Annotated in this window: 22 protein-coding genes; 15 read left to right on the plus strand and 7 right to left on the minus strand. The window is 39.1% G+C overall.

Going from position 1 to position 25,446, the window contains the following annotated elements; all coding sequences use genetic code 11:
- Positions 1–221: 221 nt before the first annotated feature.
- The 5 genes from JNUCC23_RS02630 to JNUCC23_RS02650 are packed head-to-tail and all read right to left on the minus strand — an operon-like array spanning position 222 to position 4,941.
- The gene (locus tag JNUCC23_RS02630) at positions 222–944 is read right to left on the minus strand and encodes a GntR family transcriptional regulator (RefSeq protein ID WP_403075046.1); all 723 of its coding nucleotides are present in this window, start codon (positions 942–944) and stop codon (positions 222–224) included.
- A gap of 45 nt (positions 945–989) precedes the next feature.
- On the minus strand, positions 990–2,003 hold the full coding sequence (locus tag JNUCC23_RS02635; protein WP_454214133.1) for a sugar kinase: 1,014 nt from the start codon (positions 2,001–2,003) through the stop codon (positions 990–992).
- Positions 1,996–2,751 carry a 2-dehydro-3-deoxy-phosphogluconate aldolase gene (gene dagF, locus JNUCC23_RS02640; protein ID WP_403075040.1) on the minus strand — a complete coding sequence of 252 codons (756 nt, stop codon included), beginning with the start codon at positions 2,749–2,751 and terminating at the stop codon, positions 1,996–1,998. The genes JNUCC23_RS02635 and dagF overlap by 8 nt, the downstream gene beginning before the upstream one ends.
- Positions 2,748–3,860 (minus strand): DgaE family pyridoxal phosphate-dependent ammonia lyase, encoded by a 1,113-nt coding sequence (locus JNUCC23_RS02645; protein WP_454214135.1) that lies wholly within the window; start codon positions 3,858–3,860, stop codon positions 2,748–2,750. Before JNUCC23_RS02645 ends, dagF begins: the two co-directional genes overlap by 4 nt.
- Positions 3,838–4,941, minus strand: a complete 1,104-nt coding sequence (locus JNUCC23_RS02650) for an amidohydrolase/deacetylase family metallohydrolase (protein ID WP_454214137.1) — start codon at positions 4,939–4,941, stop codon at positions 3,838–3,840. Before JNUCC23_RS02650 ends, JNUCC23_RS02645 begins: the two co-directional genes overlap by 23 nt.
- Positions 4,942–5,240: 299 nt before the next feature.
- Between JNUCC23_RS02650 and JNUCC23_RS02655 the strand changes: the two genes are divergently transcribed.
- From JNUCC23_RS02655 to JNUCC23_RS02680, 6 genes are all read left to right on the plus strand, one after another.
- The gene (locus JNUCC23_RS02655; RefSeq protein WP_454214139.1) at positions 5,241–6,242 is read left to right on the plus strand and encodes a LacI family DNA-binding transcriptional regulator; all 1,002 of its coding nucleotides are present in this window, start codon (positions 5,241–5,243) and stop codon (positions 6,240–6,242) included.
- A gap of 366 nt (positions 6,243–6,608) precedes the next feature.
- Positions 6,609–9,725, plus strand: coding sequence for a glycoside hydrolase family 2 TIM barrel-domain containing protein (locus tag JNUCC23_RS02660; protein ID WP_454214141.1), 3,117 nt, complete (start codon positions 6,609–6,611; stop codon positions 9,723–9,725).
- A gap of 303 nt (positions 9,726–10,028) precedes the next feature.
- Positions 10,029–11,528 carry a UDP-glucose--hexose-1-phosphate uridylyltransferase gene (gene galT, locus JNUCC23_RS02665; RefSeq protein WP_454214143.1) on the plus strand — a complete coding sequence of 500 codons (1,500 nt, stop codon included), beginning with the start codon at positions 10,029–10,031 and terminating at the stop codon, positions 11,526–11,528.
- A 77-nt stretch (positions 11,529–11,605) separates the two neighbouring features.
- The gene (locus JNUCC23_RS02670; RefSeq protein WP_454214145.1) at positions 11,606–12,793 is read left to right on the plus strand and encodes a galactokinase; all 1,188 of its coding nucleotides are present in this window, start codon (positions 11,606–11,608) and stop codon (positions 12,791–12,793) included.
- Between the two features lie 3 nt (positions 12,794–12,796).
- Entirely contained in the window at positions 12,797–13,789 is a 993-nt protein-coding gene (gene galE, locus JNUCC23_RS02675; RefSeq protein WP_454214147.1) for a UDP-glucose 4-epimerase GalE, read from the plus strand.
- Positions 13,790–13,807: 18 nt separating this feature from the next.
- Positions 13,808–14,893: a M24 family metallopeptidase gene (locus tag JNUCC23_RS02680; protein WP_454214149.1), complete on the plus strand. Its 1,086-nt coding sequence runs from the start codon at positions 13,808–13,810 to the stop codon at positions 14,891–14,893.
- Positions 14,894–15,078: 185 nt separating this feature from the next.
- Here JNUCC23_RS02680 and JNUCC23_RS02685 read toward each other — a convergent pair whose 3' ends face one another.
- Entirely contained in the window at positions 15,079–16,290 is a 1,212-nt protein-coding gene (locus JNUCC23_RS02685; protein WP_454214151.1) for an ROK family transcriptional regulator, read from the minus strand.
- 459 nt (positions 16,291–16,749) lie between these two features.
- Between JNUCC23_RS02685 and JNUCC23_RS02690 the strand changes: the two genes are divergently transcribed.
- From JNUCC23_RS02690 to JNUCC23_RS02725, 8 genes are all read left to right on the plus strand, one after another.
- Complete coding sequence (locus tag JNUCC23_RS02690) at positions 16,750–17,022, plus strand: phage holin (protein WP_403075009.1); 273 nt, start codon at positions 16,750–16,752, stop codon at positions 17,020–17,022.
- A gap of 390 nt (positions 17,023–17,412) precedes the next feature.
- Entirely contained in the window at positions 17,413–18,522 is a 1,110-nt protein-coding gene (locus JNUCC23_RS02695) for an ABC transporter substrate-binding protein (RefSeq protein ID WP_062184830.1), read from the plus strand.
- Positions 18,512–19,336 (plus strand): alkaline phosphatase family protein, encoded by an 825-nt coding sequence (locus JNUCC23_RS02700; RefSeq protein ID WP_403075006.1) that lies wholly within the window; start codon positions 18,512–18,514, stop codon positions 19,334–19,336. The genes JNUCC23_RS02695 and JNUCC23_RS02700 overlap by 11 nt, the downstream gene beginning before the upstream one ends.
- Positions 19,337–19,356: 20 nt before the next feature.
- Complete coding sequence (locus JNUCC23_RS02705; protein WP_454214152.1) at positions 19,357–20,193, plus strand: ABC transporter permease; 837 nt, start codon at positions 19,357–19,359, stop codon at positions 20,191–20,193.
- On the plus strand, positions 20,190–20,969 hold the full coding sequence (locus JNUCC23_RS02710; RefSeq protein ID WP_403075000.1) for an ABC transporter permease: 780 nt from the start codon (positions 20,190–20,192) through the stop codon (positions 20,967–20,969). Before JNUCC23_RS02705 ends, JNUCC23_RS02710 begins: the two co-directional genes overlap by 4 nt.
- Positions 20,966–21,970: an ABC transporter ATP-binding protein gene (locus tag JNUCC23_RS02715; protein ID WP_454214154.1), complete on the plus strand. Its 1,005-nt coding sequence runs from the start codon at positions 20,966–20,968 to the stop codon at positions 21,968–21,970. The genes JNUCC23_RS02710 and JNUCC23_RS02715 overlap by 4 nt, the downstream gene beginning before the upstream one ends.
- Complete coding sequence (locus JNUCC23_RS02720; RefSeq protein WP_454214156.1) at positions 21,967–22,755, plus strand: DeoR/GlpR family DNA-binding transcription regulator; 789 nt, start codon at positions 21,967–21,969, stop codon at positions 22,753–22,755. The genes JNUCC23_RS02715 and JNUCC23_RS02720 overlap by 4 nt, the downstream gene beginning before the upstream one ends.
- Entirely contained in the window at positions 22,749–23,756 is a 1,008-nt protein-coding gene (locus tag JNUCC23_RS02725) for a histidinol phosphate phosphatase domain-containing protein (RefSeq protein ID WP_454214158.1), read from the plus strand. The genes JNUCC23_RS02720 and JNUCC23_RS02725 overlap by 7 nt, the downstream gene beginning before the upstream one ends.
- Positions 23,757–23,970: 214 nt before the next feature.
- Here JNUCC23_RS02725 and JNUCC23_RS02730 read toward each other — a convergent pair whose 3' ends face one another.
- The gene (locus JNUCC23_RS02730) at positions 23,971–24,915 is read right to left on the minus strand and encodes an urea transporter (RefSeq protein ID WP_403074990.1); all 945 of its coding nucleotides are present in this window, start codon (positions 24,913–24,915) and stop codon (positions 23,971–23,973) included.
- A gap of 226 nt (positions 24,916–25,141) precedes the next feature.
- Between JNUCC23_RS02730 and JNUCC23_RS02735 the strand changes: the two genes are divergently transcribed.
- Positions 25,142–25,444 carry an urease subunit gamma gene (locus tag JNUCC23_RS02735; protein WP_062184809.1) on the plus strand — a complete coding sequence of 101 codons (303 nt, stop codon included), beginning with the start codon at positions 25,142–25,144 and terminating at the stop codon, positions 25,442–25,444.
- Positions 25,445–25,446: the final 2 nt, after the last annotated feature.

A 25,446-nucleotide genomic window follows, 5' to 3' on the forward strand; every position in this document is an offset into this window, starting at 1 on the left:
GTTCGGGGGAAAGCATCCTATAGATTAAAGCTAGTCTAATGACGGGAAGGCCCCGAACCCAACCCCAATCTGTATTCATCTTTAATTTTGTAAGCCAAATTCATTAATAAGCTCAACTGCATTGATTAATTATTGATCTATTTCTTCTCATGAACAGCAAGAATATTTCGTTCTTATCAAGCCTTAGCAGGGGAGAAAGCTATAATGAGCGCTTAATTAGGTCAAACCGATGAATTCCGCTCATTATAGCTCACAATATAGTTGTGTTTTGCTGTATTATAGTACCCTTCACTGTATTCTTTAATATTCCCTTCTTCATCATGAGAAAGTCGAATTCGTTTTAAAGCTACAGTGTCTTTTTCCAATTTCAATGATTCACATATGTGACTAGGCACGATAGCAACAGCGAACTCATCCCTAAATGTTTCAAGTTTTATATTGTTTTCTTCCATAAAACGATATAAAGAGCTAATCTGAACATCGTTTAATTCTTCATCGCTTATGTCCAGTAAAATATAGTGGGAGAAGTGAATATACGGTTCACCATCCAAAAGGTACATTCGCTCGATTTGAAGGCAATTTTCACCAAATAGAGGATAGAGTGAAGATTCAGTAGATAATTGAATCCTTTTTATACTTAACACTTTTTTGATAATTTGGTGACCTTCCTCTACTAATAACTCTGTAAAGTGCTTGCCTTTTGCAAGTTTCGCATTGGAAACATTTGTGATGACCTTCGTTCCTTTACCGCTTTTCTTTTCAATTAAGCCTTCTTGAACAAGCTCTTTAATTGCATTACGTACAGTAATTTTACTCACATTAAATTCTTCTTCTAGTAGAGGCTCAGAGGGAATATAAGTATTAACTGCGTATACACCATGTAAAATACGATCTCTCAATATATCCTTGATTTGTAAATACAAAGGTCCTTTTTTTCTATTCACTCTCGTTCCATGTCTCCTATCATTTTCCCGGTATGAAATTTTACTTTATCTCTTGATATCTTCAATTGTTCCCATAATGGATGACAATATCTCTGCCTCTGTTGACATGGGCGTATCCCCAACAATTGTGCAGGCTAACATTCCTGCCGCGGCTGCAAACTGTACGGTTTTCTTCGGTGGAAAATTAGACAATTCTCCATGCAAAATACCGGTAGTATAGGCATCACCAGCACCAATTCTATCATATATGGAAAAGGATAGACGTTCAGAGAAATGGAACATTTGATCTTTGTACATATAACCTAATAAAGAGTGGGTACTATCCCTATTAATCGTTCGATGTGTTCCTGCTATTGTTTGAATATCAAAGTTTGTTGCGACTTTAGGAATTAAGTCGATAAGTTGTTCCTCTGTTGAGGTTTTCGTTGTCTTCATTCCTAAAATATTCATAGCATCTTGTTCATTCATCATGACAATATCAGATAAAGCAAGCATGTCTTCATAATGAGGTTTGGCTTTGTTGTATCCACCGTCCCATAAGGAAGGCCGAAAATTACAATCAAAACAAACGATTCCACCTTTTTCTTTTACTCTTTTAGCAAGTACTTTCATACTCTCGCGGACATTTTTCCCCATTGAGAGTGTAATGCCGCAAAAGTGGACGATCTCTGCTTTATCAGCGATTGCTTCCAGATCATAGTCCAATAATGAAGCGGTATTAAAACTGCTTTCCAATCGATTCGTATAGGTGACACGGCTGGCACGATTCCCGAAGCCGTTTTCTAAAAAATACATGCCAAGGTAGTTGCCACCTCTAGAGATAAAATTTCGTGCAATTCCTAAGCGTTGCAAGTGAGCGATGGCTGCATCACCTAATGGATTCATCGGTAATTTCGTCACAAGATAGCCATCATGACCAAGCTTTGTCATTGCTGCAGCAACGTTAACTCCCGTGCCTGAGAATGAATAGTGTAACGTGTTAGCTTGTTGCAGTAATTCGTATCCTGCCACTTGCAATCGCATCATTACTTCTCCAAATGCAACTATTTTCTTAGGCATGTTTTTGAACCAATTTTTTTGTGATGGTTAATAATGTTCGCACATCTACCTCATTTGTCTTACCAGTTTCTTTATTAATAATTGAAGAGTACACATGTGGAATAATTTTCGGTACGTTTGCCTCTAAGGCAATTTCCAGTATTTTCTCGAAATTATGTAAATCAATGCCTCCAGTTGGTTCCAAAGCAAAGCCCTCTTCACCACAAGCTTTCGCTACTGCACGGAACTCGTCTTCATGCCCTAACCCTTTCATCGGGAAGTATTTCAAAGCATTCCCACCCATATCGCGAACTAAAGCAATGGCGGCTTTGACAGGAACAATTGCCAAATCATCGGCCATAGCACTGTTAGGACCGGTAGAAATATTCACGTAGCCGACTTGACCCGTTGGCGATACAAGCGAATTGATCCAACTCTCTTTTTCTCCTAAATTAGCCCGTGTAGCAGCTACAGCCGGAAACACTTGATTAATATGACTGCCTGGATAATGTTTAGCGATCTCAGAAACTACTGCTGCCTGCCGATTATCACCAGCGCCTAAACCAATCGAAACTGCTTCATCTATCGCTTTTCCATATGCTTTCATGTCTACCACTGCTGTATCTACAGAAGGGTAGTCTTTGGATAGAACACCAATTAAAACATGACCTTCTGCCGCCTGGAAAACTTCTATTGCATTTTCGATACTATTTGCTAGTACGTTCAAAGCTACTCGATTTCGATAAAAACGTTTGTTAATATTAGTCATTGTTCGTTTCCTCCTAAAATAGCTCGCAATCGGGCTTCAATCACGTATATATCATCACCTTGTAATGGGCGTGGATCAATATCAAAAAATCCTTGGCGAACTCCGTAATCACGGGTATAAATCGCGATTAATTCTCCATTTCTCAGCTGATCGTTTACTTCTTTCGCTGTTGTATGTGCAAGGTCTGGATCAATCAGGATTCGAGCTCTGTAGATGGCACGCCCTGCCTCATCTTGTACAATGGATACTTTTACGCCATTGATCGATTCTAGTGATGTAAGAACTTGTAAACTAGTTTTTTCTTGTTCACTATGATCTGTTTTGACGAAATACTCATCCATTGCCTGCAATAGTCCAAATGTTGTTTCTTTGCCGACTTTCATGCTTCTGCCAATGCCATGTAATTGCACCTTAAGCCATTCGATATATTTCTGTTTACCAGCAACGATTCCGGAACTTGGTCCTTCAATTGCTTTTGAGCCACTGTATATAGCCAAATCAGAAACTTGGACATATTTTTTCACATCTTCTTCTGCAGCCGCATCGACAATTAATGGAATATGATTCGCTTTGGCAACTTCCCAAGCTTCTTCAACTGAAATCATATTTTTTTGCACCGTATGGTGGGATTTTACATATAAAATAGCTGCAGTATTTTCATTAATAGCATCGGCAATATGCTCTATTTTGCCTTCATTTGCATAACCGACTTCAATTAATTTTCCTCCGCCAAGGTAAACCATTGTTTCTACCGGTGCGCCGTATTGTACGTTATGACCTTTAAACATAATGATTTCATTTCTAGGGATCGATTCTTGATGGAGTTTTTCGCTTTTTCGGCGGTTTCCTTCTGTTACAATCGCGGCTATGGAAAGAGCGATACCACTTGATGCAGAGTTTACAACAACTGCTGCTTCAGATTGAAGTAACCGAGCGATATGTTGACCTGCTCTGTCGACAAGGTCCGCAATTTCAACGTAATTTTGCCCGCCTGTCTTCATGGCGTTCATTACAGTATCTGTAGGTGCGGAAACACCTAATATACTCATTCTTCCGCTTGCATTGATCACTCTTTTTAAACCGTATTTAGCATTCAATGAATTCTCCATTTATAACGACTCCTTTTACATCGATTTTTTGTTTCGCTTCTCTTACTGCACCTTCAGAATCGATTAATGATATTGCTTCATCTTCAACGCTGAATATTGTGAGATTTGCAATATCGCCTACCGAAATTCTTCCTAATTCAGGTTTATTTAGCCACTCAGCTGCATGGATAGTAACAGCATCAATTACTTCTGTTAGTGAATATCCTAAATATAAAAATTTCGTTAATACATTTGCCATATTATAAACGGGTCCATTTAGCCGATTATTTCGGTAAATATCCGTACTAATCGTATCAAAGGGGATATTGCCTTGTTTTGCTATTTCTGCTGTTTTAAAAGAGAAGCTAGCTGTCCCATGGCCAACATCTAAGTGAACGCCGCGTTCAATTGCTTGAAGCAACTTAGGGAGCGGCTGTCCTGCTTGATCAAATAAATTATTGGCTTTGCCATTTAAGTAATGAGTTATAATGTCTTTTTTCTCAAGCAAGTCAAGAATTTCATTCATACCCGGCGGTCCTGAGCCGATATGTACCATTAGCGGTAATCCTGTATCTGAGGAGAACCTCCGAGCGATCTTTAAAGGCTCTATCCCATTTGAGCCGACCACACTATTGCTGATCCTCGCTTTAAGTCCAATGATAAAATCCTTATATTCAACAATGGTCTTTTTTAATTTTTCTTCGTTTAGCCAATTAAGATTTGCTAACTCATCGATGCGCTGCAAACCAATTTGTGAGATATTTAAGAAAGCGAATACATTTGTTTTTGCGTTTATACAACTATCTACTAAGTCAGGCAAACGATCAGCACCAGTACTACCAGCATCAATAATTGTCGTTACACCTGTTTTATAGCCCACTTCATCGATAACATCGCCATATGGGTAAAATTCTGGAAAGGCATGCACATGCATATCAATCCAACCACTAGAGATAAATACTTTGTGCTGATAATCAATGATGTTTTCACCAATTCCAGTACCAGAAGGGACAATGTCTACAATCTTTTTATTTTTTAATAGAATATCAACAGCGGTACCTTCTACTGTTTTTACATTTCTTAACACGATCGCAATTGTCATTTTTACCTCCTTGTTCGAAGAGACTTGGTGCCTGTATGTTTGTAAATGACTAAAATTTCACTCTAATTAAAATTGAGAGTATCATATGTTTCTACATCGGTCAATATAACGTTATAATGTTTGAATGTAAAAATGGAAAATATTGATCCGTATTTAAAAATAACTATTTAAGCTCATCTCACTAAATTTTTATAAAAATAGTCAAAAAAGAGGAAGGCGCCACCTTTTTGTGGTTTAATCAAATTGAACTCATAAAGGTTAAAGAATATATACAGAAAGCGTGTTAGAAAGGAGATCGAATGATCACAAGGAGAGAAGTTGCACAAAAAGCGGGCGTGTCGCCTTCAACCGTGTCGCGCGTCATTAATAATAATGGATATGTTGCGGAGAAGGCTCGAGAAAGAGTGGAAGCAGCAATTGCTGAATTGAATTATATACCCAATCGAGCAGCACAAAATTTACGGATGAAGTCTTATAAACAAATTGCTTGTATAACACCATCTATTACGAATTCCTTTTTTACGGAAATGTTTGTTGGGATAGAGGAAATGGCATTAGAAAGAGGGTATTCTTTATCGTTATATAATATTACGAAGGAAAGAAAGGATTATTTGAAGCAAGTATTAGAAGGTCCTTATGATGGCATGATTTTACTTGCATCGTATGAATTAAGTTCAATTATGAATTTTGATAAAAATGCGCTCAACATGCCATTATCCCTATATCTAGACCGTTTTCTAGAAACAGATATACCTCATGTATTTGTAGATTTGAAAAAAGTGATGAAACAATCTGTCGAGCATTTAATCCGAAATGGACATAAAGAAATTATTTTTTTAGGCCATTATTTTGATAATGAATTTGGAAATGCTAGGTACGAAGGATATGAAAGTGCAATGAGGGAACATCATTTGCCAATCAAGGACTATTATAAAAAATTTATCGAAATGTATGAAGACAAATTGACGACAGGATATGCTGGGATCAAGTCGTTATTGGATAAAGGACAATCATTTACCGCCGTAGCTGCCTCTAATGATTTGCTAGCGGCGGGCGCCATGCGAGCCATCATTGAGAGTGGAAAGAAAGTTCCGGATGACATATCCGTTATAGGTGTTGATAATATTGAATTAGCTAATATCGTCACACCAACATTAACAACTATGAATATCCCAAAAAGGGAAATTGGCAGAAAGCTCGTTCAACAATTATTAGATCAACTTCACAAAGAAAAGCAAGTTGAGACAATTGTAGAAGCTGAAGTCACTTTAATAGAAAGAGAGTCTGTAAAAAAAGTTTAAACTATTGACAACGGTTTCATTCGGGCTTATATTTTGAATATTACTAGGAAAGTTATCTAATTGAGCAGATTAGGGCCGAAGATGTTCAAATGGATTTCTTTTTAAATAATGTGGTCACGTAACCATAGAATACACAACATTGCTGGTGCTTTTATCGCAGGAATTTATCCCGCACTAACGGGCAGTAAGTCCTTACCTCAAAGCTTAGAGGAATCGAAGAAGCGTAGGTGGGGGATAACTGCCCGTAAAAGCCCGATCGGTTCAACTAACAATCAGTGAAGGATGAAGAAAACCCCCACTGATTGAAGTTTTACTTTATGGTGGATCAGTTAAAGGATAATGAAATATAGAAGGGGTATAATCGCTATGACTTTACGAAATGATTGGGAAAACCTGGAAGTATTACAAAGGAATCGACTAAAACCAAGAGCCTCCTTTTTTAGCTATAAAAACAAACCGACTGCACTCTCCTATGAGAGAGGTGATTCACAAGGATTTTTATTACTAAATGGCAATTGGAAGTTTCATTATGCAAACTCACCGCTGGAATCACCGAGTGATTTTTACAAAGAGGAGTATAGCACGGATCATTGGGGATCGATCACTGTTCCATCTCATTGGCAATTGAATGGTTATGGTAAGCCTCATTATACAAATGTACAGTATCCATTTCCAGTAGAGCCTCCCTATATTCCGTCTGAAAATCCGACTGGGGCATACGAAAGGACGTTTTATTTAACGAAAGAAACATTGTCGGAAAAGTTACATTTGATGTTTGAAGGTGTCGATAGTTCTTTCCATGTATGGATTAATGGGCATTTAGTTGGGTATAGCCAAGGTAGCCGTCTTCCTTCTGAGTTTGATATTACGGATTTTGTTAAAGCGGGAGAAAATAGAATTTCAGTTCGAGTCTACCAATGGACGGAATCCTCCTATATTGAGGATCAAGATATGTGGTGGTTAAGTGGCATATTTAGGGACGTCTATATTATGTCAAAACCAACTACTCATATACAAGATGTGTTTGTGAATAGCTCTTTAGAAAATGACTTCCAAGATGGCCGATTTGATTTTGAACTCGCTTTGTCAGGAGAGTATGAAGGACACCAAGTGGCAGTGGAAATACAAGAGAACGGTACTGTCATAGCTGAACACCAACAAAGCGTAGACAGTCAAGTTGTGACAGGAACGATTCATATTGCGGGTGTGAAGCAATGGAATGCAGAAACGCCATTCTTATATGATGTAGTGATCACATTATTGAACCCAACAGGTGAAATAGTTGAAGTGATTCCACAAAAATGTGGATTTAGAAATATTGAAATTAAAGGCGGCCAATTATTAGTGAATGGTGTAGCGATCATGTTTAAAGGGGTTAATCGGCATGATGCTCATCCTGACTTTGGTCGCGCAGTACCAGTAAGCTCGATGATTGAAGATTTAATATTAATGAAACAGCATAATATTAATGCCATTCGGACAGCCCATTATCCAAATGATCCACGTTTTTATGAGCTATGCGATACTTTTGGATTTTATGTGATTGATGAAACGGATCTTGAATGTCACGGCCTAACCCGAATAGGCAAACCGCATTTATTAAGTGATGATCTAAACTGGCAAGATGCTTATGTTGATAGAATGGAAAGAATGGTTGAACGGGATAAAAACCATCCGTCGATTATTATGTGGTCATTAGGGAATGAGTCTGGCTTTGGACGAAATCATATTGCCATGTATGAATGGGCAAAGAGAAGAGATCCTTCTAGATTGGTCCATTATGAAGGGGAGACGAGAGAAATATTGTATGAGGATGATTTCGTACCAACGAAGGATCCGATTGCATCTGATGTTCACACCTCGATGTATACGTCCATTGAGCAAATGAAAGTCATTGGTGAATTGACGAACTTGGAGAAACCTCATATTTTATGTGAGTATGCACATGCAATGGGCAATGGTCCAGGCGGCCTTAAAGAATATTGGGAAACGTTTTATGCATATGATCGGCTGCAGGGTGGTTTTGTTTGGGAATGGGTCGATCACGGATTAAGACAATATACGCCAGAGGGTGAAGAATACTTTGCCTACGGTGGAGACTTTGGTGAGACACCGCATGATGGCAATTTTGTTATCGACGGATTAGTTCGACCCGATCGCAAACCTTCACCAGCGTTGGCAGAGTATAAAAAAGTAATTGAACCAGTTGTGGTAACAAATTTCAACTTTGAAGAAAAGACCATCCAAGTGCAAAATCGTTATGATTTTTCTGGTTTATCAAAATTGCAATGTCAGTGGTCTATAGAAGCAGATGGAACTATTATAGAAAGTGGGATTGTCGAAGTACCAGAGATCCCTGCAAATTCTACAAGAGTGGTAGAGTTGCCGATTCAAATACCTAGTATCGTGCGAGAAAATACAGATTACTGGTTAAATATCGTTTGGACGATGAAAGATACTACACAATGGGCGGCTTCAGGTCATCCTGTCGCATGGTCACAGCGCGAGCTTCCAATCTCTCGTTTTGTAGCTATTGAACAACAACCTGCAGGCCAATTACATGTAGTTGAAGAACCATCAAAAACAAACATAGTAGGTCCTAATTTCAAAGTAACTTTCAATAAGCAAAATGGTCGCATAGAAGACTATTATTATGATGGCCAGTTAATGTTGCATAAAGGGCCAAGATTAAACTTTTGGCGAGCGCCTATTGATAATGATTTATTAGGTTCTGAAGAATTTCATGCGAAGCCAGTTGCTAAACAGTGGAAAGAATATGGTGTTCATGCGATACAACACCGAATGAAACAGACGGAAATTATAATACAAGAAGACCTTCAAACTGTGATTATTTCTTGCAAGGCGAAATTAGCTCCTCCAGTCATTGCGTGGGGATTTGATGTAACGTATGAATACACAATTCGAGCTGATGGCAGTGTTTTAATTGATATCAAAGGGATAACCTCTGGAAATGGCCCTACAACTCTTCCACGGATTGGAGTAGAGATGATCGTAGAAAACACATTCGATGCTGTTCAATGGTATGGCTTAGGGCCGAATGAAGCTTATGTGGATAGTAGGTTAGCCGCAAGGATGGGTGTTTGGTCATCAACAATCGATGGTTTGTATACACCGTATATTTTTCCACAAGAAAATGGGAACCGCCACCAAAATAAATGGGCGAGTTTTTCACAAGAGAATGGTCAAAGTATGCTCGTTTCAGGTGATTCTTTTGACTTCTCGGCAAGCTATTATACGGTTGAACAATTAGAAACGGCGAAGCACACTTATGATCTTGTCAAGCAACCTTATATCACTTTGCACATTGATAAGCAGCAATATGGCTTAGGTTCGGCAAGCTGTGGCGAAGATGTTCAAGAACAATATCGACTTGGGAATGAGGACTTCCAATTTGCATTTACGATTCAACCATATAATCAAAATGCCCATTCACCTATAGCGATAAGTAAAAAACGTAAATAAAAGAAGGGCATTAACAATAGACAAGAAGAAGAGGAGAAAGGGTCAGACCTCACACTCTATACACCGTTTATCGTGTCATGTACACGTCGTATAATCGGTAAATAGTAGATGTGAGGTCTGACCCTTCGTTTGGAATAGTTTTTATATATTAAATATTGTAAAAACTATTCAAAAGGTATAATATGGTGTTAACATAGTTAATTAATTTAATTAAGTTTCAAAACATGTAAGAAGTATTCTTTGTAAAATCGACTACCCGTTATAGATTCAACCAAAAGTACTTAAATCGAGGTGTCAATAATAATGAAAGATATTTATCAAGATATCCAAAATTTACTGGAGTACGGCTATACGAATGAACTGTTTGGGTTAGACGATTCGATTTATATTAGAAATCGTGTTCTTTCTCTTTTAGGGCTGGATGAGTGGGAGGAGTGTGAACATACAAATCCTCTACCATCTTTAGCAGAAATTCTGGGCAGTATTCTTGATTGGGCGTATGATCATAGCGGTCTTGCAGCAAACACGGTAACTGAACGGGATATCCTTGACACAGAAATCATGAATTGTCTGATGCCGCGTCCGTCAGAGGTTATTCGACTATTTAAAAATCGTTATGAGGACAATCCAGAACATGCGACTAACTATTTCTATAAAATGTCGACTGATTCTAACTATATTCGATCGGACCGGATTGCTAGAAATAAAGAGTGGAAAGCAACTACGCCTTACGGTGATATTGATATAACGATCAATCTATCAAAGCCAGAAAAGGATCCGAAAGAAATTGCGAAATTGAAGGAAGCTCCTTCTTCTTCATATCCAACTTGTCTTTTATGTATTGAAAATGAAGGGTATAAAGGTACTCTTAGGCATCCTGCAAGAGCAACGCATAGAACAATCCCGATCGTCTTAAATAATGAGGAATGGAGATTTCAATATTCTCCATACGTTTATTACAACGAACATAGTATTGCTTTTAGGCAAGAACATACACCTATGAAAATATCTAGAGCCACATTTGATCGTCTTCTAGACTTTGTTGATCAGTTTCCTCATTACTTCATTGGTTCTAATGCTGATCTCCCAATTGTCGGCGGTTCTATTTTATCGCATGACCATTTTCAAGGGGGCCGATACACATTTGCGGTCGAAAGAGCGGAAATGACAGAAACGATCTCTCTCGATGCATATCCATCTACAAGGGTTGGAATCGTGAATTGGCCAATGTCAGTTATCCGTGTCCAAGGGGCTAAGGAAGATGTGGCGAATGCTTGTGAGCATATTTATGAGAGTTGGAAAAAGTATGCGGATCTTGAGGCTGATATTGTTGCATACACAGGAAACACTTTACACAACACGGTAACGCCTATAGCTCGTAGACGGGGCGACTTATATGAAATGGACATGGTCTTAAGGAATAATCGCACAACAGAGGAGTATCCCGATGGAATTTTTCATCCACATCGAGACCTCCACCATATTAAAAGGGAAAATATTGGGTTGATTGAAGTGATGGGACTTGCTGTGCTACCGGGGAGGCTGGCAACGGAATTGGAACAAATAGCTGAATACCTTGTGAAGCCGATACAGAAGGAAAAGTGGGATCCGGCGTTGGGAAAACACTGGGACTGGTACGAAGATATGTGTCAAAGGTTAGACAGTGTAACGAAAGAAAATGTAATGGAAATTCTTCAAAAAGAAGTGGGAAATAAGTTTCAACGCGTTTTGGAAGATGCCGGCGTGTTTAAAACGACAGCAGAAGGAAAACAGGCTTTTATAAAATTCCTATATTCACTTTAGAAAATAGATTGAGTATTTCATATAACACATGAAGTCTACTATATTTTGCTTTTTGTAAACAGGGAGGAGCAGCAAGAATGGATGTAAATCAATTAAAAGATTTATTTTATCAAGAATACGGAAAAGAAGATGAATTACGCGTGTACTTTGCTCCAGGTCGTGTGAATTTAATTGGGGAACATACTGATTATAATGGAGGGTATGTTTTCCCGGCTGCGCTGACATTTGGAACTTGGGCTATGGTAAGTCCTCGCAATGATGGAATATACCATTTTCGGTCTGCCAACTTCGAGTTAGATGTGAGCTGTCATGTCTCAGATATAACCTATAGAAAAGAAGATGACTGGGCGAACTATCCAAAGGGGGTTCTGAAGGAGCTACTTGAAATCGCTGGTTCAGAGGATGCTAGTTGTTATACAGGGGCCAATATACTGTTTTACGGGAATATTCCAAATGGAGCGGGGCTATCATCTTCTGCTTCTATCGAATTAGTGACAGCGCTTTCTTTGAGTGGGCTTGCGGGAATAGAGATTCCGATGGTAGAGCTTGTAAAGCTTGGGCAGCGTGCGGAAAATCGCTTTGTTGGTGTCAACTGCGGAATTATGGATCAGTTTGCTGTGGGGATGGGCAAAAGAAAGCATGCGATTAAATTGAAGTGCGATACGCTTGAATATGAGTATGTTCCTGTAAGAATTGACGGCTACAAGCTTGTCATCATTAATACGAACAAGCAAAGAGGTCTAGCTGATTCAAAATATAATGAGCGCAGGAGAGAATGTGAAGAAGGGCTGAAAATCATCCAACAAGAATTACTTCATGTTCAGTCATTAGGAGATATGAGCGTTGATGATTGGAAAAGGATTCAGCATATTGTCAAAGATGAAGTCATTCGTCGTCGAGTCGAGCATGTAGTCACGGAAAATGAGCGGGTTATTTCTGCAATGGAGGCACTTGAGAAAAACGATCTTGATTTGTTTGGAAAACTAATGAAGCAATCCCATGAATCTTTGCGTGATTTATATGAAGTCACAGGAATCGAGTTAGATACTTTGTATGAAGAAGCTGCAAAAGTCGAAGGCTGTATCGGCACAAGAATGACGGGGGCTGGTTTTGGAGGTTGCAATGTTAGCCTTGTGAAGGATTCAGCTGTCACATCATTTACAGAGATGGTAGCAAGTAATTATACAGCTAAAACAGGAATCAAGCCGACTTTCTATATATGTGAAATTGGTGACGGTACAAAAGAAATCGTTGAGGAGGAATAGAGGATGGCGATTTTAGTAACTGGTGGAGCGGGTTATATTGGCAGCCACACGGTATTAGAACTTTTGAATCAAGGTGAAGAAGTGATTGTCGTTGACAGCCTGAGAACTGGCCATGAACAATCCGTTGTAGGAGGACAATTTTATCAAGGCGATCTCCATGATCGTAGCTTTCTAAACCATGTTTTTGAACGTCATGAAATTGAAGCAGTTATTCACTTTGCAGCAAGTTCGTTAGTTGGGGAGAGTGTCTCACATCCATTAGATTATTATGAAAATAACTTAATTGCTTCCCATACACTTGTATCCACTATGCTTGAGCATGGTGTCAAGAAAATCGTGTTTTCATCTACTGCTGCTACATATGGAGAGCCAAAACAGATTCCGATTAAGGAAACGGATACGACCGATCCGACGAGTCCATACGGTGAAACTAAACTGGCAATGGAGAAAATGTTCAGATGGTGTGATGGTGCGTATGGGTTAAAGTCTATTTCTCTGCGCTATTTTAATGCGGCAGGTGCTCATCCGGACGGAAAGATTGGGGAAGACCATCAACCTGAGAGCCATTTAATCCCGATCATTCTTCAAGTTGCCTTAGGCGAGCGGGAGTCAATCGGTATTTTTGGGGCGGACTACCCTACTGAAGATGGAACCTGTATCCGAGATTACATCCATGTGATGGATCTCGCGAATGCACACTGGCTTGCCCTTCAGCATTTACGTAATAGCGAGGCGAGTGAAGTATTCAACCTTGGAAACGGAAAGGGTTTTTCTGTAAAAGAAGTCATTGAGACGGCTCGGAACGTGACAGGACATCCAATCCCAGAGTCGGTAAGCCCAAGGCGTGCAGGTGATCCAGCTGTATTGATTGCATCTTCAAAAAAAGCACAGTCTGTCTTAGGTTGGAAGCCGAGGTTCAACGACTTGGAAACCATTATAGAAACTGCTTGGAACTGGCATCGGGCCAATCCAAACGGTTACGAAGATAATAAGTAGAGGGGGAGGAAAATGGAAATGGGGATTGCAAAACCGCTTGAGAAAGTGGAACACTTTATTAAAGAGAACAAGATTGACGGCGTTTTTTTCCGAAAACGAAGCAATTTTGCTTGGATCACTGGTGGAAAGGACAATCATATTGTCAATACAACAGAAAACGGTGTGGCCGATTTATTAATTTTTGCTGATAAAAAATACTGCATTACTTCCAAAATGGAATCAGCACGAATTCATGACGAGGAGCTTTTAGGACTTGGCTATGAATTTATTACTCTAGAATGGTATGAAGATCAGGATTCCATTGTACAAGGACTAACTGAAGGGAAAAAAATCGCAAGCGATGTATCGATCGGAGATTTCCTAGACTTCGGACATGAGCTCACTAGTCTCCGATACACGCTTACTAGTGATGAGATCGATCGATACCGCTGGCTTTCCAAGCAGGCAGCGATGGCGGTTGAGTCAACATGCCGTGAAATTCAACCTGGGTGGACAGAGTTTGAGATCCAGGCCCATCTTGCAGCAAAAGTTATCAAGCGGGGAATTAATCCCCAACTCATTCTCGTATCAACTGACGAACGAGTATTTAAATACCGCCACCCGATTCCAACAGATAAAAAATTAGCGAATTATGCAATGATTGTTCTTTGTGCGGAAAAATGGGGACTCGTCGCAAACGTTACTCGTTTCGTTCATTTTGGTGAACTGCCAGCAGAAATCAATGAAAACAAGCAAAAGCTAGTTCAGATTGATGTGGCGATGAATGCAGCTACAAGACCTGGAGTCGCTGTCAAGGATGTATTAAAGACAGCGTTTGCGAAGTATGAGGAAGTAGGGTATGGCGAAGATTGGCGCTTCCTGCATCAAGGCGGACCAACAGGCTATGCGAGCCGGGAATTCCTTGCAACTCCGAATGCAGAGGGAACGGTTCTGGAAAACCAGGCATTTGCTTGGAATCCTGCCATCCGTGGCATTAAATCTGAGGATACCTTCCTTGTCGGTAAGGAAGAAAATGAGTACCTCACTGACACGGGGGAGTGGGTATATTTAAAGGTAAATCACAATGGAAAAACGTATGTACGTCCAGATATCCTAGTACGCTAAATCATATCAAATGAAAAAGGTGTCTCATAAGGGTCTAACCTCGCACTCTAAATCAGTTTGTAGTGTTTTATACACTAAACTTGTACTAGATTTAGTTATTGCGGGGTCTGATCCTTTGGTTTGAGATACCCCCTTCGTATAGCGTAGCCTAATGATGGTACCACTCAAAAAGAGAATATGAGGTGTTAAGTGTTTCCAGGGGTTGCAAACAATTCGGCAAGGATTAATGCAATTGCACCCATAACAGTGGCGTCTGCTCCAAACTTTGAGATGATGACCTCTGTCTGTTTCGCTGAATCGGTCAATGCACGCTGTTCAATCGTCTCCATTACGCTTTCAAGAATGAATTCCTTGGCATTTGAAACCCCTCCGCTAATAACAATCCGCTTTGGATTTACGATATGGATTAAATTCGTGACTCCTACACCAAGATAACGTCCGGCTTTATTTAAAATATTCTTGCTTAATGGGTCTCCCGCTAATGCAGCCTGATAAATGACATCGCCGTCGATTTCATCTTCCTTGTTTTTAAGGATACTAGATTCTCCAAGTTTCAATTCGTTCTTAAGTCTTTCAACAATTGCGGGACCGGAAGCGAATGTTTGCAAACACCCATAATTGCCGCATGTGCATTTTGGACCATTAAGATCAATAGCCATATGGCCGATTTCTCCGCTAATATAGTGTTCGCCTCTGAACACTTGACCGTTGATAATGATTCCAGCACCAATTCCTCTGCCGACATTTATACAGACAATACTGTCATCCCCATGACCATATCCAAACCAAAGTTCCCCAAGGCTCATGGCTCTAGCATCGTTTTCAATTTGCACCATCATCTGAAATTCTTTTTCTAGAACTTCTTTAACATGGATATTTTTTAATTTTAAATTGGGGGCAAAAACGGAAACCCCTTGGTCAACATCAACAATCCCATGCATTCCAATTCCAATCCCGATGATCTTGTCACGATCTATTTGTTCATTCTTTTGGATGGTATAGATGGACGTAATCATTAAGTCAAGTAGGCCTTCATTTGTGATGGAGTCCGGAATAGGATGAATTTGCTTTTTTCGTATTTTTCCATTTATGTCGGTCAGTATAATTTTGAGATGATGGGAACCTATATCGAGGCCTATAACGTGAAACATGTCATTATTCAACGTGAGCAATGTCGGTTTTCTTCCCCCACTAGATGCACCTAAGGAGGTTTCAATGATTATTTTTGTTTCAAGTAGCTCTTTCACAAGATTGCTTACTGTCGGAGGAGTAAGCTTCGTTGTTTTTGCAATATCGGCTCTCGAAATGGTCCCTTTTTTACGAATCGTATTCAAAATGACAGATCTATTTAAAGATTTCATTAATTGGAAGCTTCCTGTTACAATGTTGGGTTCCATTTCATTGCCCCCTAAATTACATATATAGTTAATTAAATATAATTATAAACTATAATATTGTAAACGGCAAAAAAGGATTTATTAAGAGAAACGATATAGTTCCCTTAGTTTGAAACGGATAAGTATTGTGGCTGGAAATGTTGATAATATAATGACAAAAAAACTTCGCCATCCTCCATAAGTCTTAGCCAAATAAGACAAGCAACATAAACTATCAAGAAGGAGACATTTCAATCTGTATTCCGAGAAATTCAACAAGTTGTGTGAAGTAAGTTGGTGTGTCTTTTTTAGAACTAGTAACAACAATGAGTAAAAATTTTTGGAGAACAGCTAAACCAACCTAACAAGGTGCGGATGCTGTGCAAAGCTAATTTGATTAGTCCGCAAAACCTTTTTATTTTCCATCAAGATTTCTCATTAGGTAAGCACCACCCTTTTCGCATGATAGGAGGTGTTAAAATGATTAACTGGAAAGTACGTTTTAAAAATCCAACCTTTATTTTTACCGTATTTATACCTGGGGTCTTAATTATTACTCAAATGATTGCAGCTTTTATCAACACCTATATTCATCCCATTGGTTTTACGATTACTGATGATGCGATGAATGGACTGTTGGGGATTGTTAACTTTATCGCGCTTACGTTCTTTGGTATTGGTAGTGTGATTGATCCTACTACGAAAGGATTAAAGGACAGTGAGAGGGCAAAACAATACGATCAGCCTCAGTAATAAGCTTTATTCATTAGAGTATGTTAAATAATATTTTTTGATAAAACGATTTTGGATCATCTGTGAAAATCAACATCGTCATATAACAGGGCCATTCCTTCTAATTTAATGTGGAAAGGTCTGTTATATTTTCACAATGAGATGAGTGGATCCACCCTTAACTGAAGTGAAGCCTATCAAGTGCGTGTCAAACTTATGTGGTTGTCGAGTTATATCGATAACATGATAAGTTTGGCATGCATTTTTTTAGATACCTATGTTGGATGTAAATGTTCTGTAAAGTGAAATTTACACATTCTTAGTGTGGGAATGATTTTTGCTTAATATTTGTTTTGTATATTCATAGTGTAATACAAAACAAAAACAAATATCTTCTGGAGGGAAAAAACAATGTCTTGGAATCGTAATTGGAAAAAAGGAATAATTGGTGCAATGGCTATATCAATGTTAGCGGCGTGTTCAGCAAACGATACATCTAAAGGATCAAGCGCAGGAAAAGAAATTAATTATAATGATTTGACATTGACTCAAATAGAAGAAAAAGCAAAAAAAGAGGGCGAAGTCAATTCAGTTGGGATGCCGGATACGTGGGCAAACTGGGGTGAAACTTGGAGTGAATTAGGAACAACATATAAGTTAAAACATTCGGATACAGATATGTCCAGTGCAGAGGAGTTAGCTAAATTTGCAGCAGAAAAAAAGGATGCATCAGCTGACATTGGTGATGTTGGAATTGCCTTTGGACCGATTGCAGAGGACCAAGGCTTAACATTATCATATAAAACGTCTTATTGGGATGACATTCCAAAATGGGCCAAAGATGATAATGGTGACTGGGTTGTTGGTTATACAGGTACGATGGCTTTTATTTCAGACAAGAATAATGTGAAAAATGCCCCAACATCATGGGACGATTTAAAAAATGGCAATTACAAAGTTAGTATTGGTGATGCGTTAACAGCAAACCAAGCACAATTTGCTATCTTGGCAGCTGCGTATGCTTTCGGTGGAGACGAAAAGAATATTCAACCGGGTATTGATTTCTTTGCAGAATTAGCGAAACAAGGTCGTTTATCAGCTGGCGATCCAAGTGTGGCTAACTTAGAAAAAGGTGAAATTGATGTTGCTTTACTTTGGGATTTTAATGCACTAGGCTATCGTGAGCAAATTGATGCAAAGCGTTTCGACATAACGATTCCAGAAGAGGCATCTGTAACATCTGGCTATGCAACGGTTATTAACAAATATTCGAAGAACCCGCATGCTGCTATGTTAGCTCGTGAATACATTCTTTCAGATGCAGGACAAGAAAATTTAGCAAAAGGGTATGCACGCCCAATTCGCGAAAATGTAAAGTTACCAGAAGAAGTTAAATCTCTTTTATTACCTGATAATATGTATAAAAGTGCACAACCTGTTGGCGATCAAAAAGCTTGGGAAGAAACAACGAAAAAAATCCCTCAAATGTGGCAAGAGCAGGTGTTAATCCATGTCAAATAATCGTTTAATTATGATCGTTGTGGACGCGCTTCGTTTTGATACGGCGTGTTCACATATGGGATTTATGCAGCATCTTGTTGAACAAGGAAAGGTCGCTCGTTATGAAGTGAAGTCGGAAGTGCCTTCATTATCCAGGCCGCTTTACGAAACCATTTTAACTGGAACCGCTCCTTTAGTCCATGGAATAGTCGGCAATGGAGTCGTTCGATTATCGACGCAAGAAAGTTTGTTTCATCTAGCTAGACGCAGTGGGAAGACAACCGCTGCGGCGGCTTATTATTGGGTAAGTGAACTGTATAATCATGCGCCATTTCGTCATGGTGTCGATCGAATTCAACTAGACAAAGATGCACCGATTGAAAATGGCCTGTTTTATTTTGAAGATCATTATCCTGATAGTCACTTATTCGCTGAAGCACAGTGGCTTGTTTCTGAAAAGAACCCAGATTTTCTCTATATTCACCCGATGAATGTAGATGATGATGGCCATAAATTTACAGCTAATTCTGTGCAATATCGAAATCGTGTTTTAGCTACAGATGCCCTATTGGCTCTTGCCTTGCCAAAATGGATGGATCTTGGTTATGACATCATCGTAACAGCTGACCATGGGATGACGTTTGATGGAAATCATGGTGGGAATACAACAGATGATCGCCATGTTCCGTTATTTATTGCTTCTAAAAAAATAAAGCCGATTGTTCAAGATCAGATTGTTTCACAGCTGCAAATGGCTCCACTTGCTTGTCATTTGCTTGGAATCCATCCATCAGAAGCGATGGTCCCTCTACTCATACCTGGCCTAGTCGACTAAGGAAGGGAGACATCATGAACATGTCTGGAAAAAAAGGCGTATTGCTCATATTAGTACCATTCGCTTTGTTGATGACGTTCTTTTTTCTCGTACCGCTTATTCATATGTTAATTAGTAGTTTTTCAAATAGTGATGGGTTTACGTTCGAACATTATCAAGAAGCGTTATCTAGTTCTTATATTTTACAAGGGTTTAAAAACAGTTTCGCTTTGTCTGTCATGTCAGCGTTCATCGCGTTAGTCGTTTCGTTGTTAGGTGTATACGCGATGACGAATTTTTCCGAACCAGTACGGGAAAGGTTATTAATTTTATCGAATTTAACATCTAATTTCTCTGGTGTACCGCTTGCATTTGCGTTTATCGTCTTGTTGGGAAATAGTGGTCTATTTACATTGGCGCTTGATTCGTTTGGTTGGGATTTATCTTTCTCCCTTTATAGCTGGTCAGGGCTATTGCTCATCTATATTTACTTTCAACTCCCTCTTTCGATCATGCTTCTCTATCCAATTTATTATGGAATTCAGCAACAATGGAAAGATGCCGCTGCGTTATTAGGTGCCTCACCGTTAATGTTTTGGAGAAAAATCGGTCTACCCATTTTACTTCCCGGTATTGCAGGTACATTCACGATTTTATTCGCAAACGCCATGGGTGCGTATGCTTCGGCATATGCCTTAACTGGAAGTAATTATAACTTAGCGGCCATTCGTATTGGATCACTTATTTCAGGGGACATCTTTGCACAACCAGAATTAGCGAGTGCCATCGCCGTCTTACTTGGTGTAATTATGATTATTGGGATGTTACTGAGTGAATGGCTTATTAAGAAAACGAGAAAGGATTTGTCGAAACGATGAAGAAATTTACAATCGTCATACTTATCCTAATCGGTATCTATTTAGCGTTACCGATTCTTGCGACTGCGTTGTATGCATTTTCAACGGAATGGAATAAAACCATTTTACCAGAAGGATTAACGTTCGAATGGATTCGGACACTATTTCAAGATGCTCGCTTTATCGAAGCATTCGGCAGGTCTGTTCTTCTTTCAGGTGGTGCTGTTTTCATCTCGATTATGTTTATTGTGCCAGCCATTTTCGTGATTGTATTATATTTCCCAGCATTGGAAAAGTGGTTTCAGGCAAGTGTTGTGATGGTATATGCCTTTCCAGGTATTATTTTATCAGTGGGTATCATTCGGTTTTATTCAGGGACGAGCCTACCAATGATCCTCGCTGTGATGGGAGTATATGTCATTAGTGTGCTTCCGTTTATGTACCAAGGAACACGAAATAGCTTGCGTAATGTGCAAGGTCGGCAATTGATGGATGCAGCGGAGTTATTAGGCGCCTCAAAAATGGATGCTTTCCGTAAAGTGTTGCTTCCATCCGTTTATCCAGGATTATTTGTCTCAAGCCTGTTATCCTTCTCCGTTTTATTTGGTGAATTTGTTTTGATTAACCTTGTGGTTGGCTCTCAATTTGAAACGGTTCAAATTTATTTAATGACGAAATTAAGTACAAGTGGTCATATTGCGAGTGCGATTGTGTTCGTATATATCGTGTTGATGGGTATTCTGACGCTAGTGATGGCGACATTAACGAAAAAGGCGAAGGGAATGAAACGCACATGAGTAATGTTGTATTAAAAGACGTTCATAAACAATATCAAGATGCAGATGTTCTGTCTGGGATTGATATGAACATTGAAGACGGCGAGTTTGTCACATTACTTGGACCAAGTGGCTGCGGAAAAAGTACGATCCTCCGTATTTTATCCGGACTGACAGATGCAACGGGTGGCAATGTGACGATTGATGGGAAAGACATGAAGAAAGTCCCACCGAAAAATCGACAAGTAGGTATGGTGTTTCAATCCTACGCCTTATTTCCGAATATGACCGTGTATGAAAATGTAGCATTCGGTTTAAAAATGCGCAAACAACCAGCAAATGAAGTGGCAGAACAAGTAGAGAAAATGATCAATCTCGTTGGTTTACAAGAGAAGAAAGCGGCATATCCGCATGAGCTTTCTGGTGGGCAGCAACAGCGGGTTGCACTTGCTCGATCCCTCGTTGTTCGCCCGAAAGTCTTGTTACTCGATGAGCCATTAAGTGCTCTCGATGCTCAAATTCGAAAACATTTGCAAGTTGAACTTCGAACGATTCAACGTGAGCTGAATATGACCATGATTCTCGTGACACACGACCAAGAAGAAGCAATGACCGTTTCTGATCGTATTTTCGTTATGAATCAAGGGAAAATTGCACAAGAAGGAACACCGTCTGAAATTTATACACAACCTAGAACTGAATTTGTTGCCAACTTTATTGGTCGATACAATGTTTTTTCAAAAGAACAATTAGGAAAATTAATAGGGAAAAATACAGAAGTGTCTGCAGATAAATATGCCATTCGTCCAGAAGCCATTCATGTACAAGCTCAATCTTCTGCTTTTAAACTAAGCGCTATTGCTGGCGATTCTATTATGAACGGAAATGTGATTCGTACAACTTTTCATGCAGACAATCAGCAATTTACAATGGAACAATTGCATCATCAAGCGTCTGTATTTGAAAAAGGCATGGAATATCAATTATTCGTAGAACCAAAGGATGTCATTGCTTTATCATGAATGAATTAAAGGAAGAACGTCAGCGTTTAATTATTCAATGGGTGAATGAGGAGAAGCGTGTATCTGTTGGAAAACTGGCGACGAAGTTTTCGGTTACGCCAGAAACGATTCGCCGAGATCTGACAGAGTTAGAAGAACAGGAACGAGTAACGAGAGTGCACGGTGGAGCTGTTTTATATACAAAACTAGAAGAAGAACAAGTCTTTTTACAAAAACTTGATATGAATCGTGCAGAAAAAGAACGAATTGCAATAGAGGCGACATCACGCATTAAAGATGGTGATACGATCGCAATTGATGTTGGAACGACAACCGTTCATATGGCGGATTGTATTCAAAATGTGAAAAACTTAACGGTTGTAACGAATTCGATTAAAGCAGCCGATCGTTTTAATCAAGCAATTGAAGAGAAACGGATGACAGGAAAGGTCATTCTGTTAGGTGGGGTGACGAACCCAGCACAATCTTCTGTCTCGGGTGCTATGACACTTGAGTGGCTGAATCATATCCGAGTGGATCAAGCATTCATTTCCTGTGGGGGGATCGTGGCGGATATGATCTATGATTATGATTTAGATGAGTCACTCGTTTCTGCGAAAATGATGGCTTGCAGTAAGAAGAATATCTTGCTTGCGGATTCATCGAAAATGGGCATTCCGTCTTTCTTTTCATTCGCACAAGCTAGTCAATTCGATGAAGTGATAAGTGATCAACCTTGTCTGGAAGAGTGGGAAGAATGGTTTACACATTGGACTATAGCAAAGAGGGGTCGAGTGGAATGTTAGTCGATTATCATGTACATCTAGAAGAGGGACCGTATTCGTTTAAATGGCTCGAACGGACGGCGAAAGCGATTGAGCATTTTTTAGGTAATGAGGTTCTGGAGCATGGATCCAGAGAAAAAATTGAAAACCAAATGATCCAGCTTCAAAAGCGATTAAATGCTGGTTGTTATAGTGAAGAGTGGTTAGATCTATATTTGAAAAAGGCCAAGCAAATCGGTTTGAAAGAAGTCGGGATTGTCGATCATTTATATCGTTTTAAAGAAACAAAAAATTATTTTGAAAAAGCGCTAAATTTGGATCCAAACGATTCAATTGGGGAATTGCAAGCGTATTGGTTAAGAAATGTCATGACGGAAAAAATGGATGATTTCACTTCAGCAATTTTAGCCGCAAAAAAACGCTGGGAAAAAGAAGGCGTCTCATTAAGGCTAGGGATTGAAGCGGATTATTTTGTCGGGCAAGAGCGGGAACTTGCTACACTTTTAGAAGGAAAACCATGGGATTATGTGATCGGTTCTGTTCATTTTGTGGATGGATGGGGATTCGATAATCCACAAACCGCATCTCGTTTTGAAAATTTGAATTTAGAAGCGCTATATACTCGTTTTTATGAAACGGTTGAAAAGATGATTCGATCGAACATGTTTGATTTTATTGCCCATTTAGATAATTTAAAAGTATTTAATTTTAAAGTGAACAATGAATCCTTTAATCATAAATGGTATGAACGGATTGCTCATGCATTAAAAGAGACAAATACTGCCACAGAAGTGAATGCAGGTTTATACTATCGCTATCCAGTTCAAGAAATGTGCCCATCTGTTGATTTTTTAACAACGATTGTGGGGAAAGGTGTACCTATTACTCTTTCTTCTGACTCACATTTCCCAGATGATCTTGGCAAATATGTGGTAGAAAACAAGAAGTTGTTGCAACAAGTAGGCGCCTCACATGTAGCAACCTTTAACCAAAGAGAAAGAATCTTATTGCAGATCCAGTAAAATGGGTCTGTTTTTTTTCGACGAATTTTGTGCTTAGCGCTGGGTGTAACGTAATGTATATATCGAAGTGTCTTATCGGTGCATCCGATTCTGTTGATAACTAATTTTTTTGATTCATTAATTATGCCGATGCTCTCGATAATGTTGTTTTAAGAAAAGCACTCGTAATGTTTTACGAGAAGCTTTTCTTTTGATTTTTATTAATGGTATTTTGTCAGATTTTAGGCAAGACTTTCTTTGCCCCTAGAATAAGCCAGGTACTGAGAACGAAAGGCATTGTCAGCGATGGAAGACCATAGGGTAAAAGCAAAGTACTTAAGCCGGCCATGATGGGCACGGTCAAACAAGCTGCAATGATCCCTGTTATAACCGAGAATTTCGTGCTTTCCGAATTAAATACGACTGATACTGCTAAAATGGCTAAGATCGCATTGTATCCGTACAACCCCATAAAAATTAGTGCATGTTCCCCTTCTAATCCGTAGGAGACGAGCAGGGCAGCTACATTTCCTATAATGGAAAAAAGACCAAATCTCCAACCGGCCAAAATTATGGCGATAAATAGGATGACTCCAGCTAGAGTATGATCAAGAAAGAAAATTTGTCCGATACCTTTAAAACTTCCTTCCAACCAATTGCCTTTCCCTGCTATGTTTAGTGTCCAATTGGCCAATGATTGAGGCTCTAAATCTGCACTTAAATGGAAAGTTTTCAATCGGTATGAAGCGAGCAATGTAAACCATGTCACGATGAAATATGGGAAGGTAAGGATGGGGAGTTCTGTTTTTCGCATAATATGCATCAAGGCGGCCGTGAAGAGTGCTGCCATAGCAGATGCTACTAAGGCAATAATCCACTGATACGGTCCGTCTAAATATTCAGTGAGTGCTATTCCAGTTAACACAGAATTATATCCAAATAACCCTTGATTTACCCTCTGTTTATCTGCCCCTCCTATTATTCCAATGAGTGTTCCAATAATAGTTGAAAAAATGGCCATAATTCCTAAGAAATAATCTGAAATCGTTATTGCAAGTAAAATTAAGGCTCCAGTCAATGCATTTTCAATCAATATGACTTGAGAGACACCTTTTAAACAGGCCACGACGAATGAAAAAAGTGATCTTTCGGTTGATAAAATGCTATTCATTTTTTTCATAAAAATCTCCTCTCAATAAGACTTTCTTTCTTTCTTTCTTTTTCATTTAAATATGAATTCTCTTGTATAAAATAAAAACCCGAGTGCAAATAGAAATGATGTTTAAATACAAATAAAAAGGAAAGGATATATATGTAAGTTTTTTATTTGAAAAATATCTATACTTAGTATTTTCCTTTTTAAGAAAAATCCTAATGGTAAATACATGAAAATAAGGAGGGTTATGATGCATCTATTACCACGTGAAATAGATAAACTCATGATTGTTGTGGCAGGGGATTTAGCTAAGAAACGAAGAGAGAGAGGACTGAAACTAAATCATCCAGAATCGGTAGCACTTATCACATATGAAGTGTTAGAAGGTGCAAGGGATGGGAAAACGGTTGCCCAATTAATGGAGTACGGAGCAACTATTTTGTCACGCGAAGACGTGATGGAAGGTATTCCAGAGATGATTGACGATATTCAAGTAGAAGCGACTTTTCCAGATGGAACGAAATTGGTAACAGTACATAGTCCAATCAGGTAAGG

This window comes from Peribacillus sp. JNUCC 23, assembly GCF_053653995.1.